This window comes from Methylorubrum sp. SL192 (genome assembly GCF_026672325.1).
Lineage (GTDB): Bacteria > Pseudomonadota > Alphaproteobacteria > Rhizobiales > Beijerinckiaceae > Methylobacterium > Methylobacterium extorquens.
Window position 1 is genome coordinate 443557 of record NZ_JAPPQV010000003.1, and the last position, 14914, is coordinate 458470.

At 67.2% G+C, this 14914-nt stretch carries 8 protein-coding genes; 6 read left to right on the forward strand and 2 right to left on the reverse strand.

From position 1 onward, the window contains the following. Window positions 1-129 precede the first annotated feature (129 nt). On the reverse strand, window positions 130-1767 hold the full coding sequence (locus tag OVA30_RS02940) for an L-dopachrome tautomerase-related protein (RefSeq protein ID WP_268174557.1): 1638 nt from the start codon (window positions 1765-1767) through the stop codon (window positions 130-132). A gap of 557 nt (window positions 1768-2324) precedes the next feature. On the opposite strand from OVA30_RS02940, the gene OVA30_RS02945 reads away from it, so the two are divergent. The 6 genes from OVA30_RS02945 (at window position 2325) to OVA30_RS02970 (ending at window position 10800) form a co-directional block, all read left to right on the forward strand. Beyond that, the gene (locus OVA30_RS02945) at window positions 2325-3008 is read left to right on the forward strand and encodes a gluconate 2-dehydrogenase subunit 3 family protein (protein ID WP_268174558.1); all 684 of its coding nucleotides are present in this window, start codon (window positions 2325-2327) and stop codon (window positions 3006-3008) included. Window positions 3009-3046: 38 nt separating this feature from the next. Next, a complete protein-coding gene (locus OVA30_RS02950; RefSeq protein ID WP_268174559.1) occupies window positions 3047-4819 on the forward strand; it encodes a GMC family oxidoreductase in 1773 nt (590 codons plus the stop codon). Window position 4820: 1 nt separating this feature from the next. After that, window positions 4821-6164 (forward strand): c-type cytochrome, encoded by a 1344-nt coding sequence (locus OVA30_RS02955; RefSeq protein ID WP_268174560.1) that lies wholly within the window; start codon window positions 4821-4823, stop codon window positions 6162-6164. 581 nt (window positions 6165-6745) lie between these two features. After that, window positions 6746-8026, forward strand: a complete 1281-nt coding sequence (locus OVA30_RS02960) for a carbohydrate porin (RefSeq protein WP_268174561.1) — start codon at window positions 6746-6748, stop codon at window positions 8024-8026. A gap of 109 nt (window positions 8027-8135) precedes the next feature. Next, complete coding sequence (locus tag OVA30_RS02965) at window positions 8136-9845, forward strand: methyl-accepting chemotaxis protein (RefSeq protein WP_268174562.1); 1710 nt, start codon at window positions 8136-8138, stop codon at window positions 9843-9845. A 28-nt stretch (window positions 9846-9873) separates the two neighbouring features. After that, window positions 9874-10800: a substrate-binding domain-containing protein gene (locus tag OVA30_RS02970; RefSeq protein ID WP_268174563.1), complete on the forward strand. Its 927-nt coding sequence runs from the start codon at window positions 9874-9876 to the stop codon at window positions 10798-10800. A gap of 444 nt (window positions 10801-11244) precedes the next feature. Here OVA30_RS02970 and OVA30_RS02975 read toward each other — a convergent pair whose 3' ends face one another. Beyond that, window positions 11245-14739 carry a PAS domain S-box protein gene (locus tag OVA30_RS02975; RefSeq protein WP_268174564.1) on the reverse strand — a complete coding sequence of 1165 codons (3495 nt, stop codon included), beginning with the start codon at window positions 14737-14739 and terminating at the stop codon, window positions 11245-11247. Window positions 14740-14914 lie beyond the last annotated feature (175 nt).

The following is a 14914-nucleotide window of genomic DNA, read 5'->3' on the forward strand; positions in this document are numbered from 1 at the left end:
TGGCTCGCGCGCATAGGCTCCCGTCCGGTCGAGCCGTAGGTTGGCGTATCGGCGATCCTGCGAGTCCTTCGGCGCCTCGCCCCATCGCGCGCAAGTCGGTGCCGGCTGGGGCCGGCACCTGAGGCCGGATCAGCCGCGGGCCGGAAACCGGCGCTCCTGGGTCGCGCCGGCGTCGTAGCGGAGCGGCGAGCGGAAGGTCATGAACTCGACCCAGGTGCCCCATGGCATCCGGCCGAACCAGAGCTGGTTGCCCGCCCCGGTCTCGTTGAGGCCGAGGTCGTTGGGGCCTTCGAGCAGCGTCCCGCCCGCGGCCGCGAACCGCTTCGTCGCCTGGGCGATGTCGTCCACGACCATGCTGAAATGGTTGAGGCCGATGTCGTTGATCCCCGCCGCCTCGGTGCGGCCGATCCCCGTGAGCTGGAACAGCTCGATATTCGCCCCGTTGCCGAGGCGCATCTGACAGGCGCCGCGCATGGTCGCGGTCTCCGGCAGGCCATTGATCCGGCCGACATCGGCCGCCGTGAGCGGCTGGTCCGTCAGCTTGAGATGGCGGTAGAGCAGCGTCGCGCCGAAGGCCTGCTCAAGGAAGCGGATCGCCGCCTCCATGTCTGGGACCGTCATCGCGACATGCTCGATGCCATAGATGTCGGACAGGCCTCGTGACGGCGGGCGGCCGGTCACCGCGTCGCCGAGCCGGATGCCGGCAAGCTCCCGCGGCAGTGGCAGGGAAAGGACCTGCCAGGGGGCCCGCGTGCGGTCGTCCCCCCCGGTGTTGGCGGCGAGGTTTTCGAGCTGGGAAGCTGGGATGCAGAGGCGCCGCTGCCCGTCGATGAACAACGCGTCGGGCGAGGCCAGCCGGTCGTCCTGCACCAGCGTCAGCATCCGCCCCTGCGGCGTCAGCACGGCGATCCGGCGGTTCTCGGCATCGGACAGGTAGAGGTTGCCCAGCGTGTCCATCGCCGTGCCGCTGATGGTCGGGATCTCGGCGATGGTCTGGATCGCTGCCGCGAGTTCGGCATCCGTCAGGGTCTCGTCCGCGAGCAGGGCCGTCGCGATCCGGCGGACCGGCCCGGTCGGCGTCGCCCAGTAGAGCCAGGCCCCGTCGGCATCGAGTTCGATCATGTCGCTGGCGACCGCCGGGCGGCGGCCGGCGGCATCGGCCAGGACGCGGCCGGCCTGCCCCTTCTGCGCCGCGCCGTCGGGCTTGCGCAGCAGCGGATGACCGGAGAGCCGGCGCAGGGTCCGGTTCGCCGCCAGATCGTGGACGATGATGCCGCCGAGCCCGGAATCGGTGACGTAGAGCATGTGGTCGTGCAGGCGCAGGTCGTTCATCGTCGCGCCGGCCGGCAGGATGCTGTCGCCAAAGCGGAGCACCGCGAGCACGGTCCCGGTGCGGGGATCGAGGCGGACGATCTTCTGAGCCCCCGGCACGGCGCGGCCTGCCACCGTGCCCTGATCGACCACCCACAGCGTCCCGTCGTTGAAGACGTGGACGGCGTTGACCATGACGAAGGCGTCGCGCCCGTCCTTGCCCTGGCTCCAGGCGTTCCACGTCCCACCGGGGAACGGCGACAGGGCTCCGTCCGGCTCGACCCTGACGAGCGAGGGGGTCTCGGTGTGGTCGGGAAAGCGCGGCAGGCCGAGGAACAGCGTGCCGTCCGGCGCGGCGGCGACGCCGTTGCACAGCCAGCGGGACTGGGCCGCGACCGTGAGGACAGGCGTCTGGGCGGAGGCCGCACGCGCCTCCGGTGCGGTGGTCATCGACATGGAAGGCAGAACTCCGCTGGCGGCAAGCGCAGCAAGCGCGGATCGACGGGTGAAATGCGGTGGCACCATGGGGAGGGAAAGAGGAGGCGCAATTGTTGGTTGCTGGCGGTCGGAGCAAGGGACACTTGCGCGCTTGGCGAGAGCCATCGATCGCGCCCGGCGCCGCGCCGATCTCCCCCGTCGGGATCGGGCCATCTTGCTGTGTGAGGACGGGCCCCGACGCACCGGCGCCGGATTTCCGCCGGCGCGGAGAAACACCATGTCCGTTTCGGCAAGAGACCGCCGCGCGGGCTTGATTTATAGATATGATAATTCAACGAGAGGTCAGGCGGTTCCGGCACAATGATGACGCTGCCGTAACTGCCTAGCGTGCCGCCGACGCTGCGCGCACTCACGTTCTCAAGTCTTATGTGACGCCCGACCTTATTGCTTGCTCCGGATCGCATCGCGCTTCCGGCAAGTGAGCGATAATGCGCGTCGCACTCTCAAGGCCGTGCGCATGTCGACTGAATTGTCGACACGGGGGACCTATGAACAGAAGGCAGATACTCGCCTCGGTGGCGGCTCTTGCTGGCAACGCCTCTGCCGCGCAGGCCGCGGAACTCAGCGGCGAGATGCCCTGGGAGCCCGGTCAGGCCAATGTTCCGCCCCTGCCTGAACCCGGTCCGGAGCGCTGGACCTTCTTCACCCCCGCGGAGGCCGAGGCTATCGGCGCCATGGCCGATCGGATCGTCCCGGCGGACGACCTGAGCGTCGGCGGCAAGGAGGCGGGCTGCGCCCGCTTCATCGACCGTGAACTCGCCGGCCCCTACGGCCGGGCGGCGACGCAGTACCGCCTCGGCCGCTTCGTCAAGGGGACCGCCGAGCAGGGCATCCAGTCTCCCCTCGCTCCGGCCGACCGCTACCGACTCGGCCTCGCCGCCCTCGACCGCCACTGCCGCGCGGCCCACGGCAAGGGATACGCGAACCTGCCGCCGGCTGAACAGGACAAGATCCTCTCGGCAATGGAGGCCGGAACGCTCGATCTCGAGCCGGTCGATGCGAAGGAGATGTTCGAGCAGATTCTGCAGAATGTCCGCGAGGGCTTCCTCGCCGACCCACTCTACGGCGGCAACAAGGACTTGGTCAGTTGGAGGATGCTCGGCTTTCCCGGAGCACAGTACGACTTCCGCGACGTCATCGATTTGAAGGGAAAGAAGCTCGACTTCGTTCCGGTCAGCATGATCGACAAGTCACTTTAATCTCTACCCTTCGGTCGTTCTGAAAGCTGTCGTCCGAGATGACCAACGTTCGCCCAAAAGTAGATGCCGTGATCGTCGGACTCGGCTGGTGCGGCTCGCTCATGGCCGAGGAACTGACCCGGGCGGGCCTCACCGTCGTCGCCATCGAGCGCGGTCCCTGGGTCGAGACGGCCGTCGACTTCCCGCCCTCCGTCGACATGGACGAGCTGCGCTGGGACACGCGGCGGGCGATGCTGCTGCCGCCGGCGATCGAGACTATCACCTTCCGCAACGACCCGTCCCAGAAGGCGCTGCCCGCGCGGGACTGGAACTTCAACGAATGGGGCTACAACGTCGGCGGGTCCGGCACCCACTGGGCCGGCATGGCGTGGCGCTTCCTGCCGTTCGACTTCCAGCCCTACAGCATGACCGTGCAGCGCTACGGCGCCGAGCAGATCGCCGACGGCCTGATCGTGCAAGATTGGGGCGTGACCTACGACGACCTCGAACCCTTCTACGATCGGTTCGAGAAGATCGCCGGCGTCTCCGGCAAGGCCGGCAACCTCAAGGGCGAGAAGATTCCCGGCGGCAACATCTTCGAGGGGGCGCGATCGGACGAGTATCCGCTGCCGCCGCTCAAGACGACCCGTCTGACCGACCTGTTCACCGAGGCTTCGGCGAGCCTCGGCTATCATCCCTTCATGGTCCCGGCGGGCCAGACCTCAGCGGCCTACACCAACCCGCTCGGCGTCCGGATGGGGCCGTGCACTTATTGCGGCTACTGCCTGTATTACGGCTGCGGCAACTGGTCGAAATCGACGCCCAACAACTGCGTCGTCCCGGCGCTGATGCAGCGCGAGAACTTCAGCGTTCTCACCGAGTCCACGGTCCTGCGCGCCAACCTCGCACCCGACGGCAAGACCGCCACCGGCGTGACCTATGTCGACAAGGACAACCGCACCTGGGAGCAGCCCGCCGACATCGTCGTCTTCTCCGCCTTCCAGATGCAGAACGTCCGGCTGATGCTGCTCTCGAAGATCGGCAAGCCCTACGATCACGCGTCCGGGGAAGGCGTCGTCGGCCGGGCCTACAGCTTCCAGACCGTGTCCGGCGCGAACATCTTCTTCGAGAACGAGTACCTGAACCAGTTCATCGGCGCCGGCGCGCTGTCGGCCCAGGTCGACGACTTCAACGGCGACAACTTCGATCATGCCGGCATGGGCTTCATCGGCGGCGCCGGCATCCTCGTCGTCTCCCGCGGCGCCCGCCCGATCGGCAATGCCGACTTCGTCCCGCCTGGAACGCCCCGCTGGGGCAGCGACTGGAAGAAGGCCTACACCCACAGCTTCCAGAACGGGACCTTCATCTTCGGCCAGGGCACGAGCTTCGCGCACACGGACGCCTTCCTCGGCCTCGACCCCGAGTACAAGGACATCCACGGCCTGCCGCTGCTGCGCCTGACCTACGATTACAACGAGAACGACCGCCGCTCGGCGAAGCTGATCGAGGACAAGAGCGTCGAGATCGGCCGGAAGATGGGGGCGAAGGTCGTCGTCGGCACCAACGCCACCAACCAGCACGCCTCGCCCTATCAACTCGCCAGCGACCACACCAATGGCGGGGCCGTGATGGGGCTCGATCCGAAGACCAGCGCGCTGAACCGCTTCCAGCAGAGCTGGGACGTGCACAACGTCTTCGTCCTCGGCGCGTCGTCCTTTCCCAACAATGCCGGCTACAACCCGACCGGAACGGTCGGCGCCCTGACGCTCTGGACTGCAAAGGCGATCATCGAGACGTATCTCGACAAGCGCGGTCCGCTGGTGGCGAATTGAGGTGACGACCGTGACCTTGCGCTTCCGCACCCTCCTCGCCACGGCGGCGCTCGCGCTCTGCCTGCCGCTCGGCCTCGTCGCCTCGGCCGAGACCGAGCCGGCCCCGGTTCAGAAGAACGACGTCGATACGCCTCAGGTAGTGGAGGCGCCGAAGACGGAGCCCGATCCCGCGATCGAGCGCGGGCGCTACATCGCGGTCGCCGCCGACTGCGTCGCCTGCCACAGCAATCCGAAGAGCGGGAAGCCGTTCTCCGGCGGCTATGCTCTGGAGACGCCGTTCGGCACGCTGCTGTCGAGCAACATCACCTCGGACGAGGAGACCGGCATCGGCCGCTGGACCGAGGCGGAGTTCACGCGCGCCCTGCGCGAGGGGCTCGGCAAGGACGGGCAGCACCTGTACCCGGCGATGCCGTATACGAGCTACACCAAGATGTCCGATCAGGACGTTCACGACCTGTGGCTCTACATGAAGACGGTGCCGCCGGTCCGTAACGCCGTCGTCACCAACCAGCTTCCCTTCCCCTTCAACATCCGCGCCCTGCTGATGGGCTGGAACCTGCTGTTCTTCGAACAGAAGCGGTTCGAGCTGCGCGCCGACCGATCCGCCATCTGGAATCGCGGTGCCTACCTCTCCGATGCCCTCGCCCATTGCGGCGCCTGCCACACGCCGAAGAACGTCCTCGGCGGCGACAAGACCAGCAAGGCCTATCACGGCGAGGTTCTGCAATCGTGGTACGCCCCGGACATCACCACGAGCAAGGCCGGCGGCATCGGCGACTGGTCGAAGGATGACATCGTCCAGTATCTCAAGATCGGCAGCAACCGGATGGCGGTCGCCTCCGGGCCGATGGCCGAGGCGGTTACGAACTCGACCCAGCACCTGACCGACGCCGACCTCGCTGCCATCGCCGACTATCTCCAGACCGTGCCGCCGGGCCCCGCGACCGAGGCGCCGCGCGCCACCGTCACCGGACCCGTCATGGCCCAGGGCAAGCGCGTCTTCGACTCGCAGTGCAAGGCGTGCCACGCTTCCGACGGCACCGGGATCCGGCACATGACGCCGAGCTTCCCCGGCAACAGCGCCATCCAGTCGCACGAAGTCGCCGGCATCGTCCGGACCGTGCTCGCGGGCGCCCGCGGCGCCATCACGCGCGAGAACCCGACGGGGGCGGCCATGCCGTCCTTCGCCTGGAATCTGTCGGACCAACAGATTGCCGCTGCTCTGACCTACATCCGCAACAGCTGGGGCAACGCCGCGCCGCCGGTCACCGCCGAGGCCGTCGCCGGCACCCGCAAGACCCTCAACCTGAATGCCGTCGGGCGTGCGCCCCATCCGGCACCGTGAGCCGACGCCCGGTCGCGCGCCGGGCGAACCCTTCGCTCCGAGGCTGTTTCAGATCGCCGCCAAACGGCGATCGGTTCGGCCAGGGACGACCTGACCGAGCAAGCCCTATCTCAGATCGGGCGATCTAAAGATTTGATTGAAATATAAGCAGCAAGACTGATCATTATCACATTATAATTCCGTCTATCCGACAGCTTGACTCAAGAAAAAACAATAACCGGCCGAAACATTTCATTAGCACAAGTTAAGTAGGACATCTGTATAGCAGCTTTGAGCTGCTGGCCTTATGCAGTACTGCAGCTTCCGCTTTTAGAGAAAGCGATGCTGTAAAACTCCATCCGGATCACTGCATAGATCGGCCTACTGCCCGGATAGTGAAGACGATGACGCCCCCAGGAAGATGCCTCGTTCTGTCGCTCTCGCTTGCGATGGTGCACCTCGTCGCGTCAGGGAACGCCCCTGCCCTCGCGCAGGCCGGTCCCGAAATCGGGTCCGTTCCCCCTGCCGAGAGCGGCGGCTCAATTTCGCGCCAGCGCCGTTCCTCCGTGCCGGGACGACCGGCCTTCGATACCATCCCGTCTTTGGCGCGCCCCTCGACGGCGGATTCAACCCGCCCGACCCCACCCGGCAGCCTCGACACCCTGAGCGCCACGCCGCAATGGGGCGTGCTGGGCAATTTCGGAGGCCTGCGCGACGACCTCCTCCGCGCCGGCATCCGCACGGATGGCAGCTTCGACTACCAGACCTCGACCAATATCCAGGGCGGTCCCTATCAGTCCCTGCGCGGTGCCGGACAGCTCGCCCTGCGCGCCGCGGTAGACATGGACCGCTTCGCCGGCCTTGCGGGCGGCACCTTCAACCTCGCCCTGACCTACCGCTTCGGCCGCGGCCTCACCGCGGACCAGCGCCTCGACGTGCTCCAGCAGACCGAGGAGATCTTCGGCCGCGGTCGCTTCCCGCGCCTGACCCAACTCTCCTACACCCAGCGCTTCAGCGAGTTCGTCGATCTCAAGTTCGGCCGCCTGCCCGTCAGCGCTGACTTCGCCGGCTTTCCCTGCGAGTTCCAGAACCTGACCTTCTGCGGCAACCAGCCCGGCAACCTGGTCGGCAATTACTGGTACAACTGGCCGGTCTCGCAATATGCGGCCCGCCTGCGGGTCGGCAATCTCGACACCGGCTACCTCATGGCCGGCGTCTATCAGGTCAATCCGCGCGACCTCGAAGACGGCTTCAACTTCGATCCCACCGGCGCCAACGGTGCGCTGGCCATCGTCGAGGCCGCCGCCTTCCCGACGCTCCCGCCTTTCGCCTATCGCGGGAGCTACACGGTCGGTGCGTGGTACCAGACCGGCGGCGGCCCCGACCTCTTCCTCAACCGCGACGGCCTGCCCCTGACGTCGGCCGGCGGGCTTCCGATCGCCAACCGCGACCGCAGCGGCGTCTACGGCGTGGCCGTGCAGGAACTCTACCGGCCCGATCCCGACAACGCGCTGCGCAACCTCTCCGTCTTCGTCCGCGTCACACTGGCGAACGCCTCGACCTCGGTCATCGACCGGCAGGAAACGATCGGCCTCGTCTACAAGGGCTTCTGGGCGGAGCGCCCCCTCGACTGGATCGGCATCGGCATCGGCCAGTCGCATGCCAGCCGTTCGCTCGCTCAGAGCATCCAAACGGCGAACCTGCTCGATGGCGGCTTCCGGCCGGTCCCCGGATACGAGCGCGCGCTCGAGGTCTTCTACAGCCTCGCCCTCTCTCCGGACGTGGTGGTCCGGCCCAACATCCAGTTCATCCACCGTCCCGGCGGCGTCGCCGAACGGGCCGACATCCTCGTCTTCGGCGTCAAGAGCGGTGTCACGTTCTGACCAAGACAGCCATCGGCCCGGCGCAGCAAGGTGACCGGGACGACTTCATACAATTCACAGCCTCACAATAACAGCTCAGACGAATAAATCTTTCCGAGGATTCACTGTCATGCCGACCGGCAAGAGACTCCGCTCGATCAATCTGCGCTCCATCACATCGAAGATTAGCGGAACGTTCGCGCTCCTCGTGGTGCTGTCCGGCCTCACCGGCGGCTTTGCGATCCTCAAGGTCGATCAGGTCTCGGCGATCGGCATGGCGCTGGCCCGCCAAGTCGAAGCCGTGACGCTGCTCGGCGACCTCGCCCGCCTCAGCCAGCAGCTCCGAGCGCTGACGGCGCTGCAGCACTACGGCCCCCCGGGTGGGACGCAGCGCAGTGCCTATGCGCAGGAAGCCGAGGACAGCCGCATCGCCTTCTCCAAGGCATGGGGCGACTACACCGCCCTGGTCGAGGGCGCGCGCGAGACCCAGCTCGCCGAGACCCTGCGCACCGCCTGGCAGCACTTCCTGGCGGTCGAGGAGGAGATCCTTATCCTCGACAAGGCCGGCCTGACCGAGACCGGAACCGCCGTGCTGCAGGGCGACATGCTCTCGGAGGCTGCCAGCTTCTACGCCGCGGCGCGGGCCGTGCAGGCCTATCGTCAGCAGGAGGTCGAGGCGGCCACGGCCGCAGCCCAGGAGATCCGCACCTCGGCTCGGTTCTGGATCCTCGCGGCCCTGGCCTGCCTGCTGGCGCTCTGCACCCTGGCCGGCTGGCTTCTGACGCTGACGATCTCCAAGCCGATCGGGCGCATGACGACCGTGATGGGCCGCCTCGCGGATGACGATATCGGCGTCGAGGTGCCCGAACAGAGCCGCCGCGACGAGATCGGCCAGATGGCGGTCGCGGTCCAGGTCTTCAAAGACAACATGATCCGCAACAAGGCCCTCGAAGCCGAGGTGGCTGCCCAGCGAGCCGGGGCGGAGGAACAGCGCCGGGTTGCCATGCGGCAGATGGCGGACGTGTTCGATCAGTCGGTCGGCGGCATCGTCACCGCCGTCTCCTCGGCGGCCGTGCAGATGCAGACGACCGCCCGCCTTCTCTCGGTGTCGGCCGAGGCCACCTCGGCGCGCGCCGTGGCGGTCTCCGCGGCGACCGAGGAAGCCTCCGTCAACATCCAGTCGATCGCGGGTGCCGCCGAGGAACTCGATGCCTCGGTGACCGAGATCGGCGTGCAGGTCGAGCGCTCCTCGGCGATGTCGCAGGCCGCTGTCCGGGAGGCGGAGGGGGTGAGCACGCTGGTGAACGAGCTGACGGGCGTGGCCACCAGCATCGGCGACGTGGTCGACACCATCGCGAGCTTGGCCGGCCAGACCAACCTGCTGGCGCTCAACGCCACGATCGAGGCCGCGCGGGCCGGGGAAGCCGGCCGCGGCTTCGCGGTCGTGGCCTCGGAAGTGAAGGAACTCGCCAACCAGACCTCCCGGGCGGCTGGCGAGATCACCGCCAAGATCGAGGCGATCCAATCCTCGACCGGCCGCACAGCCTCGGCAATCGGCGGCATCTCGATCTCGATCCGCTCGATCAATGAGACGTCAACCGCCATCGCCTCGGCGGTTGAGGAGCAGGGAGCGGCGACGCGCGAGATCGTTCAGGCCATCGCCCAGGCCTCAAGCGGCATCGGTGAGGTCACCGCCAACATCACCGGCGTGGCGAGCAACGCGGAGGAAACCGGCACGGGCGCCTCGCAGGTTCTGGGCGCCTCGGACGATGTCGCCCAGCATTCCGACCAGCTGCGCCGACAGGTGCAGTCCTTCCTCGACACCGTCCGCGCCGCCTGACGCTCACCGCTCCCCTTCGAGGCTCGCCATGAAGCAACTCACCCGACGTCTTCCCGCCGCCCTGCTGCTGACCGCGCTCGCCGCACCGGCTGCCGGCGCCGAAACGAGAATCGCCCTCCTGATGCCCGAGGCCGGTGACCGTTTTCTCGACAGCCTGCAGGCCTCCCTCGTCAGCACGGCCGCGTCCAAGTTATCCGCCTCGGTCGACGTAGCGCAGGCGTCCGGCAGCAGTGGCACCCAGATCGCTCAGGCCCGGGCCGCCCTCGAGGCGAAGCCGGCGGCCCTGATCGTCAACCCCGTCGACGACACCAGCGCCCAGACGATCCGGGAGATGGCCACGGCGGCCGGAATTCCGCTGGTGTTCGTCAACAGGCGTCCGAGCGGCGCGGTGACCAAACGGATGGCGATCGTCAGCGCGAACCATCTCGTCGCGGGCCGGGTGCAGATGCGCCTGCTCGCGGAGCGCCTCGGGGATCGCGGCAACGTGGCGATCCTGCGGGGCAAGGACAGCGACAACGCCGCCCAGGAGCGCACCGCCGGCATGAAGGAGATCCTGGGGCAACGGCCCAGGTTAAGCCTCCTGGCGGAAGCCAGCGCCAATTGGAACCGGCAGCAGGCGCAGGATCAAGTGAAGGCTTGGCTGCAAAGCGGCCTGAAGCTCGACGCCATCGCCGCCAACAACGACGAGATGGCGCTCGGCGCAGCGGCCGCCCTCAAAGCGGCCGGCCTGTCGGGCAAGGTCCTGGTCGGCGGCGTCGACGGAACGTCGGACGGGATCGCGGCGGTGAAGAGCGGTGAGTTGTGGGTCAGTGTCCTTCAGGATGCCCAGATGCAGGGCTCCCAAGCGGCAATCGACGCCATGAAGCTTGCCCGCGGAGAGTACGTGCAGCCCTATGATTGGGTGCCCCACGGCCTGATCCTGGCGAGCCGCCAAGAGGCGGCAAACGGGCGATAACGCGTCCGTTCGCCGGTATGCGTCCCGATAGGCGTCCTTTGGAATAGACGGCTCTCGATGTGCGCCTGACCTGCCGCGCTGGGCTTCCGGAAGAGGCGAAATCATCGCTCGCGATCGGACTCACAGCGTGGCGTTCACGCGGCAGGTCGCACAAGCGTATCTCGCACGGAGCGCCGGGTGGGCTTGCCCAGCGCCACGATCGTTCGCTCAATTGGTGCGAGCCTGGGAGGCGGACGACTTCGAAGAGGACGTGCGAGCTTCCGACCTCCTGCTCCAGACTGTTGTTCTACTTCAAACCGCCGCGCATGCCCGCTGAGAGCGTATTCCGACGAAGTAGGCACCAGCGCGACGAAAGAATGCGCGGTAAAACGAAGACCGAGAGACGCCGGCCCGATGCCATCAGGTCGGATACGGCCCTGGGTGCGCGCCGGAAAACGCCGTTGATCAATGTTCGGTCATGAGCTGGGCGAGGCTCGAGGCGAGTTCGTCCTTTCGGAACGGCTTGTTCAGCCGCGCCAGGTCTGGGTCCACGCCCTCGCGCTCGGCGTAGCCGGACACCAGCAGGACGGGCATGCCAGGTTTGGCCGTCCGTATCGCGCGGGCCAGGTCGGTTCCGCTCATGCCCGGCATCAGGTGATCGGTCACGAGAAGGTCGAAGTGCTCGCCCGTGTTGACAAGATGGAGAGCCTCCTCTGCGGAGGTGGCTTCCACCACCGCGTAGCCCAGATCAGTCAGCATATCCGCCGTGCTGATCCGCACGACTTCCTCGTCGTCGACGAGCAGCGCCGTTCCGCGCGTCGCCGGCAGCTCGGACGTCCCAGCCGCAGGCCTGACGGCTTCTTGCCCCGCCGTGCTTTGCGGCAGCCACAGCTCGATATTGGTGCCGAGCCCGGGTCGGCTCTGAATCACGAGCGCGCCGCCGAGCTGGGACGCAAGCCCATGCACCATCGAAAGTCCGAGACCCGTCCCCTTGCCGACGCCTTTGGTCGAGAAGAACGGCTCGACGGCGCGCGCGATCGTCGCCTCATCCATGCCGGTGCCCGTGTCAGCGACCGACAAGCAAAGGTACGGGCCGGGCCGTAGCTTGGTACGATGACCCGCTCTTACGTCTTCCACCCGGGTCGAGATGCGCAGCGTGCCGCCGCCCTCCATCATGGCATCCCGCGCATTCACAGCGAGATTCAAAAGCGCCATCTCGAGCTGGTTCGGGTCGGCCTTGGCCGGCGGCAGGCCGTCCGGGGCCTCCACCACAATCTTGATCTGCGGACCGGTGGTGCTCGCGACCAGTTCGCCCATGCCGGTGACCAGCTTCGCCACATCGACCGGCACCGGCTGCAGCGGCTGACGACGTGCAAACGCGAGCAGCCGCTGGACCAGCGTCTTCGCCCGCTCGGCCGATTGCATCGCACCGGCGATGAGGCGCTGCTCGCGCTCATTTCCGAGCTGCTTTCGTTGCAGCATGTCGAGCGAGCCGATGATCGGCGTCAGCAGATTGTTGAAGTCGTGCGCGACGCCGCCGGTCAGCTGACCCATCGCCTCCATCTTCTGCGACTGGCGCAGGGCGTCATGCGCCTCGGCGAGTTGCGCCTCCCGGCGCAAGCGGTCCGTGACGTCGGTCACAAATTGGTAGAAGCCGATCAGCTCGCCGCTTTCGTTGCGTAGGGGCCGGAAGTTCACCTCGTAATAGGGACGGACACGGGTCGGGTCGCCGTAATCCTCAACGAAGGTGACCGGCTCGCCGCGCATGCCCTGGGCCCAGCCAATCCGCACCTGCTCCTGGTGCTCCGGCTGGTCGGCGAGCAGCGCCAAGATGTTGTCGCCTGCCTTCGGGCGCACACCGTAGATGCGCTCGAACTCGTCGGCATTCGCGGCATTGATGGCGAGGATGTTGTAGTCGAGATCGATCGCCATGATCATGACGTCGGTCATCTCGACGAGCTTTGCGAGCATGTTACGCTCGGCAAGCGCCTCGGCGACCCGCCGCTCAAGCGTGTCGTTCAGCTCGCGAAGCCGATCCTCGGCGCGCGCGCGTTCGATGGCGGCTTTGACGCGCTCGCCGACCTCCCGGAACAAACCCTCTTCGGAGGATGTCCAATTCCGGGGTTTGGCGCTCTGCAAGGCAAGCACGCTCACCCACCGCTCGTGCTCGAACAGCACCACATCGAGGTAGGCCCCGACTTGCCGGGCAAGGAGCCCCGATCGCGCGTCCTCGCTGAACCGCAGGTCCGTGCGGACGTCGTCGACCTTGACGATCGGGCTATCGTGATAGGCGCGCAGCAGGTCCGGTCCGAACGCCGCCAGGTCGTGCTCACCGACGAGCGAGCCGACACCTCTCGTATAGTCGCGCTCGACCCGCATCAGGCTGCCGAAGAACTCGGCGTAGAACACCCGGCTCAGGTTGAAACGCTCGGCGAGACGCTCGGCCGCCAGCGAGGCGATGTCCGCCGGCGTCTTGAGCGAGCGCATCGCGTCCGAGAGCGAGAGCAGGAACGCCTGCCTCGCCTCGCTTTCGCGCAAGTTTGCCTGAGCCGACGTCCGCTCGATCGCGTCGGCAGCCTGGCGGGCGAGCACGTCGAAGAGCTTGAGGTCGCGCTCCGGAGGCGTGTACGGCTGTTTCCAGTGCGTCGAAATCATGCCGATGGGCTTGCCCGAACGTGACAACAGCGGCGTTGTCTGGATCGCGCGCATCCCCGTCCAGCGGTAGGACTGAAGGTCGCCGCTGCGGTGGGCGAGGCCGCTATCCTCCACGTCGGGCACGATCACGCGCTCGCCCGTCGTCATCGCAAGGCCGCACGTGCTCTCGGACCGCGCATCGACCGTCTGCCAATACGCCGCCGAGCGCGGGTCGTAGCCGCGATGCGCCAGGAGCTTGAGGTCACCGGCTGCATCCAGCATCTGGATGCTTGCGCATTCGGACCCCATCAGGTCGGCGGCGGCGGTCAGGATCGCGTCGTAGAGCGCCTGCGGAGCCTCGTCGCCGACCAGCCGGGTGCTCACCTCCTGCAGCCGCCCGAGCGCCGCGACTTCGGCGGCCAGCGCCGCCTCCGCCTCGTGCTCGGCGGTTCGGTCGCGGAACATGTTGAGATAGCTGCCGCCGTCCGCGTCGAGACGCATCATGAGCCCCGAGGCCCAGAACCGGCTGCCGTCCTTGCGCATGTGCCAGCGTTCGTTCAGCGCTCGCCCGTCGCTCCTCGCCCGGTTCAACTCGGCCTCAGTCCGGCCCAGGGCCCGATCTTCGGGGGTGAACAGGATATCTCCGGGCTGCCCGATCGCATCGCGCTCCGTAAAGCCCGTGAGACGCTCCGCGCCCGTGTTCCACGTGGTGATGATCCCGCGATCGTCGAGGCGCACGATCGCGTAGTCTTCGGCACCTTCGACGATCTGTCGGTAGCGAATTTCGCTCTCGCGCAGCGCCTGTTCGGCGCGGCGTTGATCGTCGGCGGCCGCCTTGTTGCCGGTCACCTCGGAGAGCGGATGAAAGACACCTTCGACCGTCCCGGTCTCATCATGCAGGGGCTGAAAGCTGCCGGTGAAGAACCGCTGCTCGACACGCCCTGACAGCGTCCGCAGCGGCACCGCATACTCGTCGATCCGGACCGTCTGGCCATCGAACACACGATCGAGGATGGGAGCGAGGAACGCCTCGTAAGCGTCGCTCCAATTCTGGGCCACCGGCTGGCCAAGCGCGTCCGGGTGCCGCTCCGCCGCGATCGGAATGTACGCGTCGTTGTAGATCTGGACGCGCTCAGGCCCCCAGAGGATCGAGACCGGGCCCGGCGACGTGAGCATGATGTTGACCGCGGTCTTCAGGGTCGGCGGCCACCCCTCAATCGGCCCGAGCGGGGTCGCGGACCAATCCCGCGAGCGGACAAGTCGGCCCGTCTCGCCGCCATCGACGACGAAGGCATGCTTGGCATTGGAGGCCAGAACAGAGGCCACGAACGATCCTTTCCGTGGGCGCCCCCGAACAGACGGCGACGGATTGGCTCGACCCTTACCGCAGGAGGATCACGTCGTCATGAGCGAACCTGTCCGGCCGAGCCTGATCGGCGGCACCGAAGCGTGAGCGGACCGTATCGCTTGCCGCGGCGTGAGGAAACGTTCGCTTCCGTGC